Raw genomic sequence first — 22,035 nt, forward strand, 5'->3', positions numbered from 1 at the left:
AGATTTTTAGGAGATAATGATGAATACCAATGAAAAAGAAATAGGGTTTGAAAGTAAAAAAGTATCAGAAATATTGAAATGGGATAGGCTAACAATACCAAGTTATCAAAGACCTTATAAATGGAATAGAAAGCATATTCGTAATCTTTTTTATGATTTACGAGATGCTATGGAGAAAAAGGAATATCAGATTGGTTCCGTTATCTTACATGAAAATGATGGATACTTAGATATTGTAGACTTAGATATTGTAGATGGCCAGCAACGATTGGTTTCCATTTCGCTATTTCTTTATGCTTTAGGTAGAGATAAAGAATTTAAAGGAGCAAAAAATTTACTTGAAGCTGACTTTGGAGAACTGTCTTGCTATAATGCTTACGAAAATTTTAATGAATGGAAGAATTTAATCCAACTTGTAGGCGTGAAAGAAGCTGAACAGGTGTGTGGTTTTCTACTTGAAAATTGTTCTGTCTCGGTGATTACTATGCCACAGGAACGATTATCAGAGGCCTTTCAGCTGTTTGATTCTCAAAATAATCGTGGGAAATCGCTAGAACCTCACGATTTACTCAAAGCTTATCATCTTCGTAAGCAAGATTCAGAAGATGAAAAGATTGTTGAAAAGTGGGAACAGTTTGTGGAGGATAAAGATTTAAGCCTCAAAGAGTTGTTTGATAAACATCTTTTTCGTATGAGACGCTGGTCTCGGGGAGAGACAGGACTCACAAACAAGCGTTATGGTTCTTATCTGCGTTTTACAGAGGATTTCATCGATGATTTTAAAGGTGTTGATTTAAATCAGAACTTTCCATACCTAGAATTGTATCGTCATGTTGAAAAGTTCCCTATGTCAATTACCATGCCTATCATTGATGGAAGTGAATTTTTTGAGTATATTGAATCTGCCCATAAAACGATTAAAACTCATAAAAAGTTTTTAAATGAAAAGTTAGGATTTTCTGATGAAGCTGAAAGGGAAGAAAAAAATTTAACTTACCCAGAAGGTATGTTGAAAATTTACAATAGCTCAAAGGGACGCTATCTCAAGTGCCACAATATGTTCCTAAATATTTGTTCGTTTTTCGCAGAAAGATTTGGAGAAGANGAGCTATCAAAGGAAATAGTAGAGACTTTGTTTATTTGGGCTTACTACCCCCGTGTTAAATCTCGAGCGATATATGATGCAACGGTAGGAAAATATGCTGCTGGAGGAAGTTTCAGACAAAAAGAGGTTCAAAAACTATTCCAACTTTTAGCCCATGCTGTAACTCCAAATGATTTCATGGTCAAGATAGATAGAGAATTATTTGAAAATTATACAGTGGAGCAGATTATAGAGGAGGAAAAAGAGAAATGGTAGAAACACATATAAGCTTATCAGTTAGTCGTTTGTTAAATGAAGATAGCTATGCTATTCCTCTTTACCAGAGAAATTTTGCTTGGACTTATGATGAAATTGAGCAATTATTGAACGATGTAGCAGATGCTTTTCAAGAACAAAGAGAAAATTACTATATTGGAACATTAGTCGTTAATGAAGAGAATGGTCTTTTCAAAATCATAGATGGGCAACAGCGGACAACAGCCCTTAATTTGATTGCCTTGGCTTTGAAACATGAGTTTGGTTTTGATAGATTGAAAGCTGTCAATCTTACTTTCCCAGCTAGGAAGAAGTCAAATGAGAACATTCAAAAGCTATTTACCAAGCAAAAAATTTCTGAAGACGATGAAAATGAACTCACTAGAGGTTACCGACATGCTCATGACGCATTGAAAAAAGTGCTAGAGGAGCGCCAATTTGAATCTAAATCTTTCTTTAATTATCTTTTTGATAAAGTCATTATTTTTCGTAGTATTCTTCCTAATGATTTAGATTTGAATCTCTATTTCGAACGATTTAACTCTCGAGGAGAACAACTAGAGGCCCATGAAATTCTTAAGGCGCAAATGATGGCTAAGTTTGGTGAAGATCAAGAAATGGCGCAAAAATTCGCAAGAATCTGGGATGCCTGCGCAGAGTTTGATAAGCCAGTATTAAAAGCTTTTCAAATTCGAAGTAGACCAAATAATCCTGATGAAGAGGGGGAGAAAATTTTTGGGAGAGAATATGCTAATTTCAAATTGCAAGAAGTATTTGATAAGATAGGAGTTGATAAGTTAGAGACAAAAAGTTTACTAGAGGCTATTTCTGGGGACAAATCTGAGAGGGGGAGAGCAGTAAGTAAAGAGTCAGATATTTCAAACTATACAACTGTAATTGATTTTCCAACGTTTTTGCTTCAAGTGTTTTTCATCATGGAAGGAAGTAATGAAACTACATTTGATGATAAAAAATTATTGAAAATTTTTGAAATTGAACGACGAGATAGAGAATGGGTCCAACAATTTGGGCAACTACTTCTGACTATGAAGCATGTATTTGATACGCTTATCGTAAAAAATGTTCAATTAGAAAATGAAACCGATTGGCAAATCAAACGAGGTCAGTATGAGACATATCAACGAAATGAAAATGGAGGATGGAAATATGTTCGAATTAATTTTCAAAAAAATACTTTTGACAATTTAAACAAAAACATTATCCTCCTCCAATCCATGTTTGCAGTCACCTTCACTGCCAATCGAGATAGTCGTTGGTTATATGAGATCTTACAATTTCTCTACAAACATATTGAAGAGCTAAATGATCAAGAATTTGGTGCTCGGTTTAAGGAGTTTCTTGAAGGTATGGCAGGGAGATATGCTGAAGAAAGATTGTTTGCTGAGGATGGAAGTATAAAGAAATACGGGGATATTCCTGTTTATGCATTTAACTTTGTGGATTATGTTTTATGGAAAAATCGTGCCGAATTAGAGAAAGAGTATAAGGATATTAAATTTGATAATTTCAAATTTGCATATCGTCGTTCCATAGAGCATTGGTTCCCTCAGAATCCAAATGGGCATGATGGAGAAAGCCAATTACCTGCTGAATTTTTACATTCCTTTGGCAATCTTTGTATCATTACAGATAGTCAGAATTCTAAGTTTGGTAATTCCTATCCGGAAGCTAAATTAAAACAATGGGAAAAAGAAGGTATATTCTATCGTCAGAGTTTAAAATTACAGATGATGGCAGAAATAACAAAACAAAAGGATTATGGCTGGGAAGCGGATCAGATAAAAGGACTGGAAAAAGAGATTTTACCTATGGTTAACGAATTTATAGGAAGTAAAAAGTAAGTTATCAGATTTAGCGTAAATAGAGAATTTAAGAAGCCTTTGTATATCTAATAGATTTACAATGGCTTTCTTTTTTGTTAAAATAGTCTATAGAAAGAAGGTGAGAGTATGTCAAAGACTAGTATGAGCATCCGCTTGGACAGTGAGGTCAAGGAGCAGGCTCAGCAGGTCTTCAACAGCTTGGGAATGGATATGACAACGGCTATCAATATTTTTCTTCGTCAGGCTATTCAATACCGAGGGCTGCCCTTTGATGTTAGACTGGATGAGAGTCGGAAGCTAGTGGAAGTATTGGCGGATTTAGATCAAAATCGCAATATGAGTCAGTCTTTTGGGAGTGTTTCAGACTTGATGGAGGATTTGCGTGCTTAAGATTCGTTATCATAAACAGTTTAAAAAAGATTTTAAGTTGGCTATGAAGCGTGGACTTAAGGCAAACTTGTTAGAAGAAGTATTGGAGTTTTTGATTCAGGAAAAGGAACTTCCTGCCAAGTATCGAGATCATCAATTGACAGCATCCAAGCACTTTAAAGGAGTGCGTGAATGCCATATCCAGCCGGATTGGCTCCTGGTCTATAAAGTAGACAAGGAAGAATTGATTTTAAACTTGCTTAGGACAGGCAGTCATAGTGATTTGTTTTAATCTATTAATTGAGGATTCTGAAGACGCCAGCACGATTAGAAATTTATACCTTAGAATTATGTTTTAGAAAGGACTCTCTCATGAAACTTACCATTTCCGCTCAGGATAAGCCAGCGCAAAAAGTGTTTGATTACCAGCTGGATCTTGATCCAGATACGATTTTGAAAATGACCGCTTTGATTTGCGGCACAGTAGCAGCGGTTTAGCCTGCTGTCCTTATTTAAAGAGAAATAACAAAAGAAAAGGAGAAGCAGAATGGTTCTGCCAAATTTTAAAGAAAACTTAGAAAAATACGCTAAACTATTGGTTGCCAATGGTATCAATGTGCAGCCGGGCCACACAGTGGCGCTCAATATTGATGTGGAGCAGCGTGAGCTGGCTCACTTGATTGTCAAGGAGGCCTATGCTCTGGGTGCGCACGAAGTCATCGTCCAGTGGGCGGATGATTTGAGTACGCGAGAGAAATTCCTCCATGCACCGATGGAGCGCTTGGACAATGTTCCAGAATACAGGATTGCTGAGATGAACTATCTCCTCGAAAAGAAAGCCAGTCGCTTGGGTGTTCGTTCATCTGACCCAGGAGCTTTAAATGGCGTGGATGCTGAGAAATTATCGGCTTCTGCTAAGGCTATGGGCATAGCCATGAAGCCAATGCGAATCGCAACCCAATCCAATAAAGTCAGCTGGACAGTCGCTGCAGCAGCTGGTACAGAGTGGGCTAAGAAGGTTTTTCCAAATGCAGCCAGCGATGAGGAAGCAGTAGACTTGCTTTGGGATCAGATTTTCAAAACCTGCCGTGTCTATGAAGATGATCCAGTAGCCGCTTGGCAGGCGCATGAAGAAAAACTCAGCTCAAAGGCTAAAGTTTTGAATGAAGAGCAATTTTCTGCTCTCCACTACACAGCTCCTGGAACAGACCTGACACTAGGTTTGCCTAAGAACCATCACTGGGAGTCAGCTGGCAGTCTCAATGCTCAGGGTGAATATTTTATTGCCAATATGCCGACAGAGGAGGTCTTTACAGCACCAGACTTCCGTCGGGCCGATGGTTATGTGACCAGCACTAAGCCCCTTAGCTACAATGGCAACATCATCGAAGGCATCAAGGTGACCTTCAAGGATGGCCAGATTGTGGACATTACTGCTGAAAAGGGAGACCAGGTTATGAAGGATCTTGTCTTTGAAAATGCTGGTGCGCGTGCTTTAGGTGAGTGTGCCTTGGTACCAGATCCAAGTCCGATTTCCCAATCAGGCATTACCTTCTTCAATACTCTCTTTGATGAAAATGCTTCTAACCACTTGGCTATCGGTGCAGCCTATGCGACCAGTGTGGTCGGCGGAGAGAATTTCTCCGAAGAAGAGCTGGAAGCAGCGGGTCTCAACAGATCGGATGTCCATGTGGACTTTATGATTGGCTCTAACCAGATGGATATTGACGGCATCCGAGAAGACGGCAGCCGTGTGCCAATCTTCCGCAATGGAGACTGGGCAATCTAAGATTTCGAGCTGCCCTAAATGGCGCATTCCATAATGACAGCTTCCACTTGCTTCTTGAGAAGCCTTGCTAGAAATATAGAAAGAAGGGGAATATATGATTGGTAGTATGTTTGTCGGTTTTATCATCGGTCTTATCGCCGGGGCTATTACCAGCCGTGGGGAGCGCATGGGCTGTATCGGAAAGATCCTCTTGGGCTGGTTTGGTTCCTTGATAGGTCAATTTCTCTTTGGCCATTGGGGACCAATGCTTGCTGATACAGCTGTTGTTCCATCAGTGCTAGGAGCAGTTATCCTCTTGGCTATTTTCTGGAGACGGGATAGTTAGAATAGAAAAAATACCTAGATAGTTTCTATCTAGGTATTTTTGATAATGATATGCAAGTTATTTACTCAATCACCAACATACCGTCTTTGACTGCAAATGGGTCTTTTTCATTGATGCGGTCGTAGAACATGATGCCGTTGATATGGTCGATTTCATGCTGAACAACAATGGCGTTATAGCCCTTGAGCTTGATACGATGCTTTTGACCGTCCTTGTCAAAGTAATCCACTGTCACTCGCGCATGACGAACCACGTAGCCCGGTACTTCTCGATCGACTGACAGGCAGCCTTCACCATCAGCCAAGGCGGCATCCTGAACGGAATGGGCCACAATCTTAGGATTGTACATCAAAGTTTGCAGGCTATAAGCTTCCTTAGGCGGATTGCCCTCTTCGTCCTCAGGGTTGGGAACTAAAACAGCGATGAGCCGTTTGGAAATATCCAGCTGGGGAGCAGCAAGGCCAACACCACCGCGCAAGCCCATTTTTTCTGCCATGACTGGATCCTGGGAATGCTTGAGAAATTGCATCATCTTCTCGCCCAGAATGATTTCCTGGTCTGATAGAGGGAAGCTGACTTCCTCAGCGGTAGCGCGCAGGGTCGGATTGCCCTCGCGGATAATGTCCTTCATATCAATTAAATGGGCTGGTTTGGTTAATCGTTCAATAACAGATGTTTTTTCACTCACAGACATGATTCTCTCCTTTTTCTATCCTTCATCATAACATAAAACCTGTAAGAAATAAAGGCGGGAGCGGTTTTGACTGGCTGGGGGTGTCTGCTTTTTGATGGAGCCACAGGGACCCATAATATTCCTGACAAAGAAATTGCTTCTTGACCCAAAAAACTGTATGATAGAGGTAGTGTGAATTTTAAAGGAAAATAGAATGAAAAAATTGATGGAAAAGGTGAGTATCCTCTCGCTTTCTTTGATTCTGACGACGGCTTTTTCGATTTCCAGTGCCCAGTCGGCCATGTTTGCTTTTTATAAAGGGATTCCAGAAAGTTGGGTAGAACTATTGGTTTCCTTGCCTTCGGCTGGGATTATGCTCATGTTGCTGTTTAATAGGGTCATTGAAAAATACCTGACAGAGCGTCAGATGATTGTGAGCGGACTTCTGATCTTTTCGCTCTGCGGGCTTCTTCCTCTTCTTAATCAGTCTTACTGGCTTATGTTTGCCTCTCGGCTTGTTTTTGGGATGGGAATCGGTCTGCTCAATGCCAAGGCTATCTCGATTGTTAGCGAGCGCTACAAGGGACAGGAACGCGTCCGGCTTTTAGGACTGAGGGGATCAGCAGAAGTAGTCGGGACAGCCCTCTTGACTTTTGGAGTCAGTCGGCTTCTTCCTCTCGGCTGGCAGGCTGCCTTTCTCGTCTATACCTTCGGACTAGTGGTTTTAGCGCTTTATCTGCTTTTTGTCCCTTATGACAAGGTCTCTGAAAAGCAGCAAGAACAGTCTGAATCGACTCCTAAGCTAAGCCGGCAGGATTGGCAGCTAAGTCTAGTTTTTGCCTTTGTGGCGGGGGTCATTGTGCTGACTTATATTGCCATCAATGTGCGCGTGCCGGGGATTGTAGAGAAGTCTGGTATGGGGACGGCCCAAACTGCAGGCGTGATTCTTTCCTTGATGCAGTTGATTGGGATTGCAGCGGGTATCAGCTTTGCTAGTTTGACCCGTCTTTTTAGAGATAAACTGCTGATGCTTTCTGGTCTGTTTTTTGGCTTGACTCAGATTATCATTGGCTTCTCACCTAATCTCTTGTCACTCAGTATGGCTACTATTAGTGCTGGCTTTGTCTATAGCGTCGGTCTGACGACCATTTTCTACACCCTGTCCGAGCGCATTTCTGCCCACCTGCTCAATCAAGCCACTTCTATCGTGATTTTAGGTTGCAGTATCGGAGCAACGGCCACTACATTTGTCCTCAGTTTCATCGGGAGATTCTCCAACGCCCCAGCCTTTATCTTCAGCGTTTTGGGGCTGGCTATGATTCTGACCTCGCTCTTTGTGCTAAGATTTAGCAAAGAAAAGAGCGGAATGGCTTCAGAAAGTTAGGAGGTTATACGATGCGTCTGGATAAATTTTTAGCAGAAAATGGTCTGGGCTCCCGCGCTCAGGTCAAGCAGCTCCTAAAGACAGGGCTGGTTTTGGTCAATGGCAGAGCAGAGAAATTACCTAAGACTCAGATTGATGAGACAGCAGATGAGATTATTGTTTCTGGCCAAAGGCTGACCTATGAGAAATTCGTCTACTATCTTCTCAACAAGCCGCAGGGAGTCATTTCGGCGACAGAAGATGGCCGTCATAAGACAGTTCTGGACTTGCTGGACGAGACTGCCCGTCAGAAGGAAGTCTTTCCTGTCGGCCGCTTGGATATTGATACCCACGGCCTGCTCCTTCTGACCAATAATGGCAAGCTGGCCCATGCCATGCTGTCACCCAAAAAGCACGTCGAAAAAATCTACCGAGCTCAAGTGGCGGGCCTGATGAACCAAACAGATGTAGAGCGCTTTGCTGCAGGAATAGAACTGAAAGACTTCACCTGTCAGCCAGCTCAGCTCAAGATTTTAGAGCTGGATGAAGCAAAAGAGACTTCTCTTGTAGAAATTACCTTAGCTGAGGGCAAGTTCCACCAAGTCAAGCGCATGGTTGCCGCTTGCGGAAAAGAAGTTACGGATCTTCAGCGCCTCACGATGGGCCCCCTACAGTTAGATCCCGCACTTGCACTTGGAGAATGGCGGAGGCTGACCGAGGCAGAAATACTTTCTTTAGAAATCTTTGGGGTTGAATTGTAAATGACGTAGTACTTCACAGTTAATTTTGTATATCTCATATAGTTGTAATCTGCCAAATGCTAGCCCAAGTCACAAATTTTTTCACTAGTAAATGTTTTTCTAGTTAATATATATGGTATAATAAATTTCAATATAGTAAACAGTTAGTTTACTAGCGATGAGAATTCATTGTTAGAATCATTATAAAGGAGGATTTTATGAATCAGAATGAGTGGGTTGCGCAGTTTGAAGCGACTTATCATCGAAAACCAACAGCTCAAGAGTTTCAAGCGGCAAAGACAAGTGGGAAGTTTGTAGCTCAAGAAATTCCTAAAGCAACAACGATGCTTCAAGCTAAGAACAAGCGCCAAAGGATTATTTTGGGAATTTTAGGACTAGCTACTTCAATTATAGGGATTACAGCAGTTATACTGTTTGGTATGCCACGAAAAGATGTGGTCCTTGATGGTGTATGGATTAATCCAGCTGACTCTATTTCTTTTGTTTATGAACTGAATGATAAGAAAAAGCTATTTAATGGTAAAAAAGATATTGAAAAATTAGCTGAAGGAGACAAAGCTAAGGCTGATTTTGAAAAATTTATTAAGGAAGAAAACGATCCAAAAATTAAGACCTTATCTGACTTTGATAAACATTTCAAACTCAATACTAAGGCTATCTTTTCTGCTTATATTGACGAAAACAAGATTTACCACCTTCTGCAAAATGATGGAAGTATGATTATTTATGATAGTCGTTCAGGTATCAATAGTTCAAATGACTCACAGTATATCAAGCGTCTTCAATTTTATAAAGTTCAGTATCCTAAGGTATTTATTGGTGAGTGGAAAATTCGTTACAAAAATAGTGAAGATTCAATGAACGTAAGTATCTCTGACGTTGGAATTGTAAATATAGAATCCGATCGTGATGAAGAATATAATTCTAGTGATTCGAGTAGATTGGGACTCTATCCCTTTATAGAATATACGAAATTGATTGCTGATAATCCTGAAGAGAAACTGAGTGAAAAAGAAGTTGGGGAAAAGATTGCCTTGATTAAAGAATCAGTCAGAGAAGAAGGTTATCAAGTCAAAAGTAATAAGGATATCTACATTGATATCAATTCTAACAATTATTTCGTAATAGTCCAAAATGGTAAGAAAATACTTATTCTTGATACTGGTGGTACAATCAGAGCAAGTTTAGAAAAGATAGATGAACTAAAGTTTTTTAACCAGTCCTAGGAGACTGGTTTTTTATGACTATCCTGAGTAGATTATCTCTTTATTTGCTTGCTAGGGGAGTAGCCACCTATGGTTGGCTATCAAGCAAAAATTACAATTTAGATGGGAAGAAGATGGAGTAGAATCATTTGACAAAGGTAGACCTTCTTGGTAGAATAAGTATGTCGTAAAGACAAATAACTTCTTCTTGGTTGCAGGCCATGCCAAACCTGCCACTCGGATGAAGCGTAAAGAAAAGGAGTATATCATGGCAATCTCAAAAGAGAAAAAAAATGAAATCATTGCACAATACGCACGTCACGAAGGTGACACTGGTTCAGTAGAGGTTCAAGTTGCTGTCCTTACTTGGGAAATCAACCACCTCAACGACCACATCAAACAACATAAAAAGGACCACGCTACTTACCGTGGTTTGATGAAGAAAATCGGTCGCCGTCGTAACCTTTTGGCTTACCTTCGTAAGAATGACGTTAACCGTTACCGTGAGTTGATCAACTCTCTTGGACTTCGTCGTTAATCTTGCGTCTAAAAGGTTCCTATGCTTCGTTGACTTTGCCTCGATGTACCATCAGTACAATCTTCGCCTCGTCGCCTAGTTTATAAACGTTTTATCCAGCAAGGATCATGATGCTAAGGGCGTCAAAAATCCGTATGAAATAGGGAAACGACACCGTGTTCAATGAACACAAGGAGTTTCATCTTTTTCACTAGGATTTTAGCCTGAGCTCAAATCGGCTCTCTAACTCCAGAGGGCTTTTTTGTTTTATTAACTCGCTTAGGCCATGTTCAATTGAATAGACAAGGTTGAAGCTGCTCTACAAAAGAGTAGCTTTTCTTTTTCACCAGGATTTTAGCCCGAGCTCAAATTGGCTCTCTGGTTTTAGAGACCTTTTTATTCATCATTCTTCTTAGTTCGTTTTGGCATATTCAAATATTGTTTCCTAGTCTAATTCTTCTAATTTTTCCAAATAAAAAGCCCTTCTATTATTTTAGAAGAACTTTTTCTATCAGCAAATTTACTCTTTCAAGAATTTTTGGATTGCAGGAGCGGCAGTGATAGCAAATCTTTCGTCAATGCGATGTTCCCCACCTTCTACAGTGACCAGCTTTGCATTTGGAATGGTCTGGCTCGCTTGAACAGCATACTGGTAGGGCACGACTGCATCATCAGTGCCGTGGATAATGAGGGTCGGAGCCGTGATGTTGGTCTGCTCTGCTTGGATGTCAATGTTTAAGGCATCGATCAGATAAATCTTGCCCAGAGTAGTATTGTGGTGTGTCAGGCTATCAGGAAGTTGGTCGAAATCAGGACTCCCTAGCTCACGATAGGTCTCTTTGGCATCGTCAAAAAGAACGAAAGCTGGAAAGATGAGCATGAGTTTGTGCACGCGGTCCGGATAAGCAGCAGCATAGAGACTGGCAACGACACCACCTTGGCTAGCACCGAATAAGCTCATTTTGCTCTTATCTACAAAGGCCTCAGAACGAAGCTTTTCCATGACTTGAGTCAAGTCTGTCAGTTCGGTCTTGACCGACATATTCAGCATATCCTGTCCACCACTTTTCGATTGGCGGCTGCCGCCGTAGAAATCAAAGCTGTAAACCAGATAACCTTGCTTTGCCAGCAGTTGGCTGTACATTTCATATTGTTCAAGGGTGTTATTCAATCCATGTGCGATAACAATAGTCGGCAATTTTTTACTCTTGTAGTCACGAGGTGCAGTAATCTTTCCGTAGAGCTGCTTGTCGTCGTATGAAACGCTGTATTCCTCGGACACGATGTCTTCTGTCGGAGTCGGTTGATTGTCGATTTTCTCGCTAGAAGCAGTCTGTGTGGTTTCTGGCTTAGGAGGGGTAGGATTCGGTTTGGTCTGGGAATGCCAGAAGAAAAGAACCAGTCCAGCCAAGCTCAAGGTTGCTAAGAAAGCCCATATATACTTCATAGTTCTCTCCTTTCAGTATTTGTAGTATTATAGCGGAAATGAATGTATTTTACAAGAAGAGAGCTTTCTTGTTTTTTGATTTTTCTGCCTTTCATACAAGAAAATCCAATTCACTTATCTAAGCGAGATTTCGATAATCTTGAATTTTTTAGAAAATCTTGCTAGACTGTAGCTACTAAGATAAAAACACAGTTCTGGTTGGTAGTCCAGACGCAAAAAACCATTTTTTGTCAGTAACCTTCCTCCTTGGTTGTCCATTCTTAGGGATTTTTTAAAGGAGGTGCTGTCATGGATAAGATTTCAATGACGCTGACAGTTTATTTTGAAGAGGGATTTTGGCACGGTCTTTTCGAGCAGGAACATGCTCAATCTTATAGAGTTTGCCGAGTCACCTTTGGTGCAGAGCCTAGCACGCAGGAATTGTTGGATTTTCTAAACCGTTATTATCATCGATTGCAGTTTAGTCCTAGCATCAGGGTGAGGGAGAAGACTAAGTCGGTCAGTCCTAAACGCATGCAGAGACAGGCTAAAAAAGAGCAGATGGCTTCACGTTCTTCAAAGTCTCAGGAAGCGCTGAAGCTGCAGTTTGAAGAGCAAAAGAAAATTGCTCGAGTCAAGCGCAAGCAGCAGAAAGAACTGGCTAAGCAAAGGAAATTTGAACTCAAACAGCAAAAACGGTTGAAAAAGCACAAGGGGCATTGAGCCTGGTTTTTCTTATTTATATGGGAAAGTCTTCCGATGGGAGGCTTTTTTGTTTATCAGGAAATCGGTGAGTGGCTTGAAAAACGAATTGATTTCTCCAAGTCGTTTTATTTGACAGATGTAACTAAAGATATTACAATATAATCATAAAATAAAAATTACAAGCGTAGTTTTAAAAAGGAGAGTTTATGATTGAAATTACATATTTGGATGCTGTCAAGCAGGAGCGGAAGATGACCTTTGAGTCTTATCAGGAGTTTGAGCAGTCCCAGCAAGCCTGCTTGATTGGAGTGGCGGATTATTACCCAGTTAAAAAGCTGACTTATAAAGGCCATGATTTGAACTACCAGGGTACTTACGGCGACGTCTTCTTTTTCCTGATGAAGCAGGATTTGACAAAGTTTGACTAAGAATAAAGGAGAAAAATAATGGTAAAAGCAATCACAGATGCAACATTTGAGCAAGAAACAAAAGATGGATTAGTGCTCATTGACTTTTGGGCCACTTGGTGCGGGCCATGTCGCATGCAGGGTCCAATCCTTGACAAGCTCTCAGAGGAACTTTCCGAAGATGAGCTCAAGATTGTCAAGATGGATGTCGATGAAAATCCAGCTACAGCACGCGCCTTTGGCATCATGTCTATCCCGACCTTGCTCTTTAAAAAAGACGGTCAGGTCGTTAAGCAGTTAGCGGGTGTCCATACAGCCCAGCAGATTAAAGCCATTGTGGCGGAGTTGGGATAAAGTAAAATTACGATTATATAGACCTGTTTTAAAATGAGACTGCTCTGTTTGGAGCAGTCTTTTTTATTTCGATTATAACAATAATGAGTCAATTTAAAATTTTTATTTGAAAATGCATATTTTAAGGTATAATAAGTAGAGGTAAATTTTTTTCAATGGGTTACGCTAGAGATCCGGGTTATTTAAAACATAATGGGAATGAGGTAATGATTATTATTGAGTTGCTAAAACATCTTTTATTTGTTTTTATGATTTTTACGCCATTTGTTGCTCCAGCGGTTTTGTGTTTTTTTGTAGGCTGGATGATTCCTAGAGAGCAGATCACGCAAAAAAGAATCATACTAGTATTAGCCTTGTTGATCCCTGTTTTGCTCTTAATTTCGTATTTTGCCCCTCAGATATTAGGCCTCGTGTTTTGGAGTTTGATCTGGTTTTTCATCGGGCTGTTGCGAATGAAGAATTATACTAAGTCACAGTACTGGACAAGATGGCTTATATTTATCGCTTGTTTTAGTGCCTACATTTTACTTTATTTCCACTTTTTTGGGCCTCTTTATTTTTATTAAACTATTTAAAAATCAGCTTGAAGCAAATCTTCAAGCTGATTTTGTTTATTCTTTATTCCCCCAACTCCTCGCTGTAAGCAATAATCTGATCAACTGTGTCTGACAAGAATTGGATAGTATCACGGAGTGGTTTGTCAGTTGAGATATCTGCTCCGATAATTATGGCTGACTCAAGCGGAGTCTTGCTGCCGCCAGATTTGAGCAGTTCAAGCCAGTCACGGGCACCATTTTCGTTATTTTTCAGGTGTAGATAACCGGCGGTAGAGATGACTAAGCCTGCTGAGTAAGTATAGCTGTAAAGCCCCATGTAGTAGTGGGCCTGACGCATCCAAGTCAGGGCAGCATCGTCGTCAATCTCAACGGCATCGCCCCAGAATTCTGTCAAAACTTCTTTCATGATAGCGTTGAGTTTGCTTGCGCCGAAGGTTCCGCCTTCTTCAATCAATGTATAGACCTTGCGTTGGAAGGCAGCTTCCAGCAAGTGAGTAATGAAGTTATGGAAGTAGGTATCCGTCAGACGGTGAGCCAGGGCAAAGCGTTTCTGGCGTGGGTTATCAAACTGGCGTTCCAGATAATCACTGAGCAGGAGTTCATTAAAGGTAGACGGTGCTTCCACGTAGTAGGTGGACATGTGGGCGTTGAAGTAGCTTTGGTGATTGTCAGAGAAGATAAACTGACCAGAATGGCCGATCTCGTGAATCAGAGTATAGACATCGCTCATGCGGCCAGTCCAGCTCATGAGGACATAAGGATGGACCCGATAAGGATCAGCAGCATAGCCTCCAGAGTCTTTCCCGGCATTGGCCGCAAAGTCGACCCAGCGTTCTTCCTTATAGCGGGCAACTTCTTGACAATACTCTTGTCCGAGTGGCTCGACTGACTTCATAACCAGGTCGTAGGCATCATCAATACTGACTTCGGGATTGAGCTCGCTGTCCAAGTCCAGCTTCCAGTCAGCAAAGGTCATTTTTTCAAGTCCGTTTACCTTAGCGACATGCTTGAGGTATTTCTGAGCTACTGGGGCAAATTCGCTCATAATCAAGTCAATCTGCCGATCAAACATAGAGCGATCAACTTCTTGCTCAGCTAGCAAGTAGTCAAAGACAGAGTCATAGCCCTTCATGTCAGCTAGTAATTTTTCAGACTTGACCTGAGCCAGATAGGCAGCAGCGGCAGTGTTTTGATGCTGACGAAGGCCTTCAGAGAAAGAACGGAAAGATTTTTCGCGGATTTCTGCATTTTCATGGTTTTGGTAGAAATTCTCATAGGTGACAAAGCTGTTTTTGTAAACTTTGCCGTCTACTTCAAAGTCAGCCATGGCAAAGTCGCCGGCCCGCATCTTAGTGTAAATATCCTGTGGACTGTAAAAGACTTCACCTAGATTGGTCAAGGCTTTTTCGACATCTGCTCCCAGATAGTGGGCTTTTTTGATTTTAGCCTGGCGAATGGCTGAGGTCAAATGGGGCTCTTGGCCTAGTCTCTCTAAGACAGACTCATCTGCACTGACCAGAGCGTCGTCAAAGAAGCTGAGTGCAACATTGGCCTCGGTCTCAAACTCCATGGCTGCTTGGGCAATCTGCGCAAAGCTCTCGTCGCCAAAGTCAGTGGTCTGTGGCATAAAGCCGTAGTTGCCGATGTGGCTGATTTGGATATAAATCTGCTCTAACTCAGCAAAAGCCCGCTCAAAATCTTCGAAAGTGCTAAGTTTGCCTTGGTAATCACGGACGAATTTCTGGATATCCTCTCTGGCCTTTTCGATGGCCCGCAGGAAGTCCTCTTGGTCTTGGTAAAGGGCCGTTAGGTCCCAGAGTTCATTTTCCGGAAATTCAGAACGATGTTTTTGTTCCATAGTTTACTCCTTTTGTCGTATATAGAAATAGTATAGCAAAAAATCCCCCAAAATGTCTTTGGGGGAGAAAGATAAGTCAGTAATTTTTAGCTGTTTATCAGATCGAGGATAAAAGTCAAAGTTTCTTTGTAGCAATTTTTTTAAAAAGCAGTAGATAAGATAAGAATACGAAAATAACCAAGCCCAATAAAAGGGTAAAGACGTTTTGAGTTCCTTTTGTCATATTGGGAGCTTGATTGGCGATGACAGCCGTTACTGCAGTACCTATAGCACCCGCAAAGGTCTGGGCTAGTTGAAACAGCGCAGTCGTATCTGCGGTTTTTTCTTTATCAACTTGAGTCGTCGCTAGGGCAAGTGTGTTATTGAAGGCCATGTTTCGTCCCAAGGTAAAGCAAATATAAATCGCAATAACAGCTGTTAAGGTGAGTTCTTTTGTGAAGATAAGGAGCAAGGATACAGCAAGGAAAAGAAGTGAATTTCCTGTAAATAGGGTTGGTTTCGGACCTTTTCTATCATAGAGTTTACCAAAGAGAGGAGATAGGAAGGCTCCAAGCATGGTTCCCGGAAGTAATGCAAAGCCTGCCTGAGCGGTTGAAATGTCTTTTTCTATGACCAGGAAGTTGGGAATCAGAAAATTAGCCGATAGGTTTATAAATTGAAAAATAAAGAAGGGTAAAATAGCCAATAAAACTGTTGGTTGCTTTAAAATCCGAATATCTAAGAATGGATGGTCAATCTTCAAGCTCCGATAGATGAAGCAAGCTAGTGGCAGTAGGCAGAGAACAAGATAGAGCCAATCGATATGTCCTTCTTCTAAGCTGGAGATGGCTACAATAGCAAAGACGAGTGAGCTTGCTAAGAGGAGAAATGAGAGAAGATCAAAGGCTCGTTTCCTAGACTTCTCTGAATTTCTTAAAAAGAAAAATCCAAGAATAAAGGAAATGATTGGGACAGGAAGAATAAAGGTATAAATCATATGCCAGTCAAAACGACTAATCATAAAACCACCGTAAGTCGGCCCAATTGCTGGTGCTAGGCTGACCACCATCCCAGACAAGCCCATGTAGGTTCCGATTTTTTGCTTAGGAACACGCTCAACAATCAAGTTAAAGAGCAAAGGAATGGCTAATCCAGTAGCTCCTCCTTGTAGGATTCTCCCTACCATCAAGATGGGAAAGCTTGGAGCCAACATGGCAATCAGTGTGCCCAAGCAAAAGTTGGCCAAAGCGGTAAAGAGGATGGTTCGCTCTTTCCAATTGTGAGCTAAGGTCGCTCCTAAAGTAATCGTGATGGCCACTGCTAGTAAATACCCTGTCGTAATCCATTGCAGCGTTCCCAATCCTAACCCAAAGACCTTACTTAGATGCGGGAAGGTTACATTCATACTGGTTTCAGATAAGATGCCTGCAAAGCTGACTAAGGCTGTCGCAAGGAGTGAGAAAAAATCTTTCTTTTCAACTGTTTGATGATCTGGCACGATTGTCTCCTTTACATGTTTGAAATGAGTCACTGTCTTTATTATAAAGCAAGAAATCCTCTTTGAAAAGTGAATAGTGGCTATACCGCCATCTTATTTGACGAATCGAAAGGTGAAAAACGAACTCTGACAGCCAACTATAATTAGCTATAGAAAAGAAAAATGGATTTTCAGTACTTTTATAGAAAAAAGCCATTTTCAGACTTTTTCTTTTGGCTGAAATTGTGGTAAAATAAGGTCTGTACGTGCTTGATACAAAGATGAGGATATAATAAGCTACTAAGGCCATGATATTAAAGCTAAAATTCTCAGAAGGTTAGTTGTCAGCTGTGATTATGCTATGAGCTTTTAACGGCTTAATATCTTGATCTTTGTAGCCAAGGCGTATGAAAAAATTTGAGCATATGCTCGGCAAGGAGTCTTTATGACAAAACAAGTTTTTAAAACCGTTTTTGCAGGTCGTGAGCTGGTGGTTGAAACAGGTCAGGTTGCAAAACAGGCAAATGGTAGCGCCGTTGTTCGATATGGAGAAAGTACCGTTTTAACTGCGGCAACTATGTCCAAAAAGATGGCTACTGGGGACTTTTTCCCATTGCAGGTCAACTATGAGGAAAAAATGTATGCAGCTGGGAAATATCCTGGTGGCTTTAACAAGCGCGAAGGCCGTCCATCAACAGATGCGACTTTGACTGCCCGCTTGATTGACCGTCCAATTCGTCCTATGTTTGCGGAAGGCTTCCGCAATGAAGTTCAGGTTATCAATACGGTTCTTTCTTATGACGAAGATGCTTCGCCTCAAATGGCTGCTATGTTCGGTAGCTCTCTGGCTCTTTCTATCTCAGATATTCCTTTTAACGGCCCTATCGCAGGAGTTCAAGTCGGCTATGTAGATGGTGAATTCATCATCAACCCTAGCAAGGAGCAAAAAGAAGTTTCACTTTTGGAACTGACAGTGGCTGGTACCAAAGAGGCTATCAACATGGTAGAGTCTGGAGCCAAGGAACTGTCTGAAGATATCATGCTGGAAGCTCTTCTCAAAGGGCATGAAGCAGTCAAGGAATTAATTGCCTTCCAAGAAGAAATTGTCACAGCAGTCGGCAAGGAAAAAGCAGAAGTAGAATTGCTGCATGTTGATGAAGAGCTGCAGGCAGAGATTGTTGCAGCCTACAACAGTGACTTGCAAAAGGCTGTTCAGGTAGAAGAAAAGCTAGCGCGTGAAGCCGCGACTCAGGCTGTTAAAGACCAAGTCACAGCAGTTTATGAAGAGAAATACGCGGACCATGAAGAATTCGACCGTATCATGCGCGATGTGGCTGAAATCTTGGAACAAATGGAGCACGCGGAAGTGCGCCGTTTGATTACTGAAGATAAGGTCCGTCCTGACGGCCGTAAGGTTGATGAAATCCGTCCGCTGGATGCGGAAGTGGATTACCTGCCGCGCGTGCATGGTTCTGGTCTCTTTACTCGCGGGCAAACCCAGGCCTTGTCTGTCCTGACTCTGGCACCAATGGGCGAAACGCAAATCGTGGACGGCTTGGATCCAGAATACAAGAAACGCTTCATGCACCACTATAATTTCCCGCAATACTCTGTCGGTGAGACAGGTCGTTATGGGGCTCCTGGCCGTCGTGAAATCGGACACGGTGCTCTTGGGGAACGTGCCTTGGAGCAAGTCTTGCCTAGCTTGGAAGAGTTTCCTTACGCTATCCGCTTGGTGGCAGAAGTCTTGGAGTCAAACGGTTCTTCCTCACAGGCCTCTATCTGTGCGGGGACTTTGGCTCTGATGGCAGGTGGTGTGCCGATTAAGGCGCCGGTTGCCGGAATTGCCATGGGCTTGATTTCAGATGGCAGCAACTACACGGTTCTGACGGACATTCAAGGTTTGGAAGACCATTTTGGTGATATGGACTTTAAGGTAGCTGGTACTCGCGAAGGGATTACCGCCCTGCAGATGGATATCAAGATTGAAGGAATTACAGCGGAGATCCTGACAGAAGCTCTGGCTCAGGCTAAGAAAGCCCGCTTTGAAATCCTGGACTTGATTGAAGCGACGATTCCGGCTCCACGTCCTGAGTTGGCTCCAACTGCTCCGAAAATCGACACCATCAAGATTGATGTAGATAAGATTAAGATTGTCATCGGTAAAGGTGGAGAAACCATCGACAAGATTATCGCTGAAACCGGTGTCAAGATTGATATTGATGAAGAGGGTAATGTATCCATCTACTCAAGCGACCAAGATGCGATTAATCGTGCCAAGGAAATCATTGCTGGCTTGGTCCGCGAAGCAAAAGTGGATGAAGTCTACCATGCCAAGGTTGTTCGGATTGAGAAATTCGGAGCCTTTGTTAATCTCTTTGACAAGACGGATGCACTGGTTCATATTTCAGAGCTGGCTTGGACTCGGACTAACAATGTTGAGGATGTTGTACAAATCGGTGATGAAGTGGATGTCAAGGTTATCAAGATTGATGCCAAAGGCCGAGTAGATGCTTCCATGAAAGTATTGCTGCCGCGTCCACCAAAGTCTGATAAGCCAAAACATCATCACGACAAGGGGCATCATCCGCGCAAGGAGCACAAAGGTCATAAGGACCATCAAGAAAGCCCTAAAACAGAAGAATAAGAGGTCGCTTATCCCTGTAGACCTCATCAAAAATCGGCAGAGGCGAGCCTAGTTCTCGTCTCTCCTTGTTTAGAGAAGGAAGGAGGCCAGCATGGGTTGGTGGAAGGAATCCATTGATATTGTAAAAGAAAATGACCCGGCGGCACGAACGTCGCTGGAAGTCTTGCTAACCTATCCAGGTATCAAAGCTTTGGCGGCCCACCGCCTCTCGCATTTTTTGTGGCGGCACGGCTTCAAGCTGTTAGCGCGCATGCACAGTCAATTCTGGCGTTTCTGGACTCAGATTGAGATTCATCCTGGCGCTCAGATTGAGTCAGGTGTCTTCATCGACCATGGCAGTGGCCTGGTGATTGGAGAAACGGCCATTGTGGAGAAGGGGGCCATGCTTTACCACGGCGTGACTCTAGGCGGGACGGGAAAGGATACAGGCAAACGCCATCCGACCGTCCGTCGAGGTGCCTTGGTCTCTGCCCATGCTCAAGTCATTGGACCAATTGAGATTGGTGAAAAAGCCAAGGTCGGAGCCGGTGCAGTTGTAGTGGCTGATGTTCCAAGTGATGTGACAGTTGTTGGTGTACCGGCCAAGATTGTCCGTGTTCACGGTGAGAAAGACGAGCCAACCATTCACGAGGTAGAGGAGAAACGGGAATACTATCTAGACAAGCTAGAGCATGCCCGTGAAGCCAGCCACCATTCGTCAAGTCTGTAGAAAAGGTTGGCAAAGTTATCTAAGTAAAATATGACAGGAGGAACCGACATGTCAGATTTATCAGATGCTATTTTGAACCAGATAGTCCTTGAACTGAAAGAAGGGTTGGACGGTCTTGCCAAGGAGCGTTTTACAAAATTGCCGCCTAGCCACCAGCGTGAATGGGCTCGCTATATCAGTGAAGCCAAAAAAGATGAGACCAAGTTGCGTCGCATAGAAAAGATGAAGGTGGATTTGCTGAAGCCTTAAAGAAAGAGAACTTATGCTATTAGAGGAATTTGAAGATGTAGCTGGGGTTATTGAACCAACAGATAGACAGATTATTGACAAAGGTGAGGTATGCGAAACCATCATCCTGTCCTTTAATGGCGAAATTCTGAAACGTTTGATTGAGTCAGAAGAAGTCTATCCAGGAGGCTATTTGAAAAGCATAAACGGATAGCATCCATGGTATATTTATGACCAAGGAACTAGCAAGCTAGCAGTTATGTTGGCTCCAATTGGGGCTCCCATGATAGTCGGCCAGCTGGAGGAGTTGGTGACTAGAGGCTTCAAGAATTTCATCATTCTAGGTTCCTGTGGCGTTTTGGACCGCTCAATTGAGGCGGATAAAATCATCCTGCCTGCAGCCGCTTTGCGAGATGAAGGGACTAGCTATCACTATGCCCCACCGGGTGATGAAGTCGCCTATGACGAGTCTTTGTTGGTCGAGCTGGAAGCCATCTTTGATAAGCACGATATCGAGCATATCCGCGCTAAGTCTTGGACGACTGATGCCTTTTATCGGGAAACGCCTGATAAGGTCAAGCGGCGCTTAGCTGCGGGTGCCCAAGTGGTGGACATGGAAGCTTCAGCTATCATGGCTTGGAGTCAATTTCGCAAGAGTAAAGTCTATCAATTCTTCTACACAGCTGACTATGTGGATCATCATAAAAATGAGTGGGATGCAAGACACGAAGAAAGAAAAGCAGATGCTATGATTTTTTTCAATATTGCTTTGATGATAGCAAAGGAGATAAATAGGGGTATATGATTATAAACTATCTATATATGTGTCTGTTTGTTATATTGATTATGTTCCTTGTATATTTAAATCGGAAAGAAAAATTAGAGGAAAAGAAACAAGATGCTCAAACGGACTATAGTAAAATTTATTTACAGGAATATTCATTGAGAATGGATAATGGTGAAACTTGGCTGTTTTTTGAGTATAAATTGACTCAATTAAATAAACGAGATTATATATTAAGTCATTATAGACAAGGGGATATATGGACTAACGAACATGGATATTCCTATATGATATCGGAACTGCTAGATAGAGAATATTATGAAATAAAATATGATTCTAGTGGAAGAGTAAGCGAAAAAGAAGGACCCTATATTATATATAAATTAACATCAATTATTGATATGAGTCATAGAGATATAAACTACGGTCCTGTTCAAAATAATTATGCCGGGAATAATTATCAAGATAATAGATATAGTGTTTATTATAATGAGATTGTTTCAGTGCTAAATGCTTACAAAACAGAATTGATTCAACATGGTATTAAAGATAGCGAAATTAACAGTATCATTACTTCTCCGCAGGATAAACAAAAATTGGAATATTTTGTAGAGAAGTATGAGCCGATCTTAAGAAGTATTGAAGTTGCGAGTGCAGCTGCTACACTTTTTGATATATTGCTGAAATTACTATAGATA

The 22,035-nt window shown here is 41.9% G+C and carries 23 protein-coding genes and 1 pseudogene; 20 read left to right on the forward strand and 4 right to left on the reverse strand.

Features of this window, described 5'->3' with window-relative positions:
• Window positions 1-16 precede the first annotated feature (16 nt).
• From D8877_RS03905 to D8877_RS03930, 7 genes are all read left to right on the forward strand, one after another.
• Window positions 17-1,360 carry a DUF262 domain-containing protein gene (locus D8877_RS03905; protein ID WP_125352492.1) on the forward strand — a complete coding sequence of 448 codons (1,344 nt, stop codon included), beginning with the start codon at window positions 17-19 and terminating at the stop codon, window positions 1,358-1,360.
• Window positions 1,354-3,222, forward strand: coding sequence for a DUF262 domain-containing protein (locus D8877_RS03910; protein ID WP_125340336.1), 1,869 nt, complete (start codon window positions 1,354-1,356; stop codon window positions 3,220-3,222). The genes D8877_RS03905 and D8877_RS03910 overlap by 7 nt, the downstream gene beginning before the upstream one ends.
• 108 nt (window positions 3,223-3,330) lie before the next feature.
• Window positions 3,331-3,594: a type II toxin-antitoxin system RelB/DinJ family antitoxin gene (locus D8877_RS03915; protein ID WP_125342167.1), complete on the forward strand. Its 264-nt coding sequence runs from the start codon at window positions 3,331-3,333 to the stop codon at window positions 3,592-3,594.
• Window positions 3,587-3,865, forward strand: a complete 279-nt coding sequence (locus D8877_RS03920; protein ID WP_002902247.1) for a type II toxin-antitoxin system YafQ family toxin — start codon at window positions 3,587-3,589, stop codon at window positions 3,863-3,865. Before D8877_RS03915 ends, D8877_RS03920 begins: the two co-directional genes overlap by 8 nt.
• Window positions 3,866-3,945: 80 nt before the next feature.
• On the forward strand, window positions 3,946-4,071 hold the full coding sequence (locus tag D8877_RS12400; protein ID WP_260468651.1) for a hypothetical protein: 126 nt from the start codon (window positions 3,946-3,948) through the stop codon (window positions 4,069-4,071).
• A gap of 49 nt (window positions 4,072-4,120) precedes the next feature.
• Entirely contained in the window at window positions 4,121-5,362 is a 1,242-nt protein-coding gene (locus tag D8877_RS03925; RefSeq protein ID WP_125352494.1) for an aminopeptidase, read from the forward strand.
• 94 nt (window positions 5,363-5,456) lie between these two features.
• Window positions 5,457-5,687 carry a GlsB/YeaQ/YmgE family stress response membrane protein gene (locus D8877_RS03930; protein WP_002908679.1) on the forward strand — a complete coding sequence of 77 codons (231 nt, stop codon included), beginning with the start codon at window positions 5,457-5,459 and terminating at the stop codon, window positions 5,685-5,687.
• Between the two features lie 61 nt (window positions 5,688-5,748).
• Here the strand turns inward: D8877_RS03930 and def are convergent, their stop codons facing one another.
• The gene (gene def, locus D8877_RS03935) at window positions 5,749-6,381 is read right to left on the reverse strand and encodes a peptide deformylase (RefSeq protein WP_125352496.1); all 633 of its coding nucleotides are present in this window, start codon (window positions 6,379-6,381) and stop codon (window positions 5,749-5,751) included.
• Window positions 6,382-6,574: 193 nt separating this feature from the next.
• On the opposite strand from def, the gene D8877_RS03940 reads away from it, so the two are divergent.
• The 4 genes from D8877_RS03940 (at window position 6,575) to rpsO (ending at window position 10,227) form a co-directional block, all read left to right on the forward strand.
• Complete coding sequence (locus D8877_RS03940; protein ID WP_125352498.1) at window positions 6,575-7,744, forward strand: MFS transporter; 1,170 nt, start codon at window positions 6,575-6,577, stop codon at window positions 7,742-7,744.
• Between the two features lie 11 nt (window positions 7,745-7,755).
• A complete protein-coding gene (locus tag D8877_RS03945) occupies window positions 7,756-8,484 on the forward strand; it encodes a pseudouridine synthase (RefSeq protein ID WP_125340339.1) in 729 nt (242 codons plus the stop codon).
• A gap of 197 nt (window positions 8,485-8,681) precedes the next feature.
• A complete protein-coding gene (locus tag D8877_RS03950) occupies window positions 8,682-9,710 on the forward strand; it encodes a hypothetical protein (RefSeq protein WP_002907980.1) in 1,029 nt (342 codons plus the stop codon).
• A gap of 247 nt (window positions 9,711-9,957) precedes the next feature.
• A complete protein-coding gene (gene rpsO / locus D8877_RS03960) occupies window positions 9,958-10,227 on the forward strand; it encodes a 30S ribosomal protein S15 (protein WP_004193424.1) in 270 nt (89 codons plus the stop codon).
• A gap of 499 nt (window positions 10,228-10,726) precedes the next feature.
• On the opposite strand, the gene D8877_RS03965 is transcribed toward rpsO, so the two are convergent.
• Window positions 10,727-11,653, reverse strand: coding sequence for an alpha/beta hydrolase family protein (locus tag D8877_RS03965; RefSeq protein ID WP_125340341.1), 927 nt, complete (start codon window positions 11,651-11,653; stop codon window positions 10,727-10,729).
• Between the two features lie 288 nt (window positions 11,654-11,941).
• On the opposite strand from D8877_RS03965, the gene D8877_RS03970 reads away from it, so the two are divergent.
• From D8877_RS03970 to D8877_RS03990, 4 genes are all read left to right on the forward strand, one after another.
• Entirely contained in the window at window positions 11,942-12,355 is a 414-nt protein-coding gene (locus D8877_RS03970; RefSeq protein ID WP_125340342.1) for a YjdF family protein, read from the forward strand.
• Window positions 12,356-12,543: 188 nt separating this feature from the next.
• The gene (locus D8877_RS03980; protein WP_002899027.1) at window positions 12,544-12,765 is read left to right on the forward strand and encodes a DUF4649 family protein; all 222 of its coding nucleotides are present in this window, start codon (window positions 12,544-12,546) and stop codon (window positions 12,763-12,765) included.
• 18 nt (window positions 12,766-12,783) lie between these two features.
• Window positions 12,784-13,098, forward strand: a complete 315-nt coding sequence (gene trxA / locus D8877_RS03985; RefSeq protein ID WP_125337654.1) for a thioredoxin — start codon at window positions 12,784-12,786, stop codon at window positions 13,096-13,098.
• A gap of 155 nt (window positions 13,099-13,253) precedes the next feature.
• A complete protein-coding gene (locus tag D8877_RS03990) occupies window positions 13,254-13,664 on the forward strand; it encodes a hypothetical protein (protein ID WP_125352500.1) in 411 nt (136 codons plus the stop codon).
• Between the two features lie 52 nt (window positions 13,665-13,716).
• Here D8877_RS03990 and pepF read toward each other — a convergent pair whose 3' ends face one another.
• Together pepF and D8877_RS04000 are read right to left on the reverse strand one after the other, a co-directional pair.
• Window positions 13,717-15,513 (reverse strand): oligoendopeptidase F, encoded by a 1,797-nt coding sequence (gene pepF, locus D8877_RS03995; protein ID WP_125352502.1) that lies wholly within the window; start codon window positions 15,511-15,513, stop codon window positions 13,717-13,719.
• A 115-nt stretch (window positions 15,514-15,628) separates the two neighbouring features.
• On the reverse strand, window positions 15,629-16,990 hold the full coding sequence (locus tag D8877_RS04000) for an MFS transporter (RefSeq protein ID WP_125352504.1): 1,362 nt from the start codon (window positions 16,988-16,990) through the stop codon (window positions 15,629-15,631).
• Window positions 16,991-17,414: 424 nt separating this feature from the next.
• Here D8877_RS04000 and pnp point away from each other — a divergent pair, with 424 nt between their 5' ends.
• The 5 genes and pseudogenes from pnp to D8877_RS04025 all read left to right on the forward strand — a co-directional run bounded on the left by pnp (window position 17,415) and on the right by D8877_RS04025 (window position 22,032).
• Window positions 17,415-19,616 carry a polyribonucleotide nucleotidyltransferase gene (gene pnp, locus D8877_RS04005; RefSeq protein ID WP_125340347.1) on the forward strand — a complete coding sequence of 734 codons (2,202 nt, stop codon included), beginning with the start codon at window positions 17,415-17,417 and terminating at the stop codon, window positions 19,614-19,616.
• A 91-nt stretch (window positions 19,617-19,707) separates the two neighbouring features.
• Entirely contained in the window at window positions 19,708-20,325 is a 618-nt protein-coding gene (gene cysE, locus D8877_RS04010) for a serine O-acetyltransferase (RefSeq protein WP_002899011.1), read from the forward strand.
• Between the two features lie 30 nt (window positions 20,326-20,355).
• Window positions 20,356-20,574, forward strand: a complete 219-nt coding sequence (locus D8877_RS04015) for a YdeI/OmpD-associated family protein (protein WP_125340348.1) — start codon at window positions 20,356-20,358, stop codon at window positions 20,572-20,574.
• A gap of 13 nt (window positions 20,575-20,587) precedes the next feature.
• Window positions 20,588-21,358, forward strand: a pseudogene (locus D8877_RS04020) (nucleoside phosphorylase).
• Window positions 21,355-22,032 carry a hypothetical protein gene (locus D8877_RS04025; protein WP_260468652.1) on the forward strand — a complete coding sequence of 226 codons (678 nt, stop codon included), beginning with the start codon at window positions 21,355-21,357 and terminating at the stop codon, window positions 22,030-22,032. Before D8877_RS04020 ends, D8877_RS04025 begins: the two are co-directional and overlap by 4 nt.
• The last annotated feature ends 3 nt before the right edge of the window (window positions 22,033-22,035 follow it).

The sequence above is a fragment of the Streptococcus sanguinis genome, from assembly GCF_003943735.1.
GTDB lineage: Bacteria > Bacillota > Bacilli > Lactobacillales > Streptococcaceae > Streptococcus > Streptococcus sanguinis_E.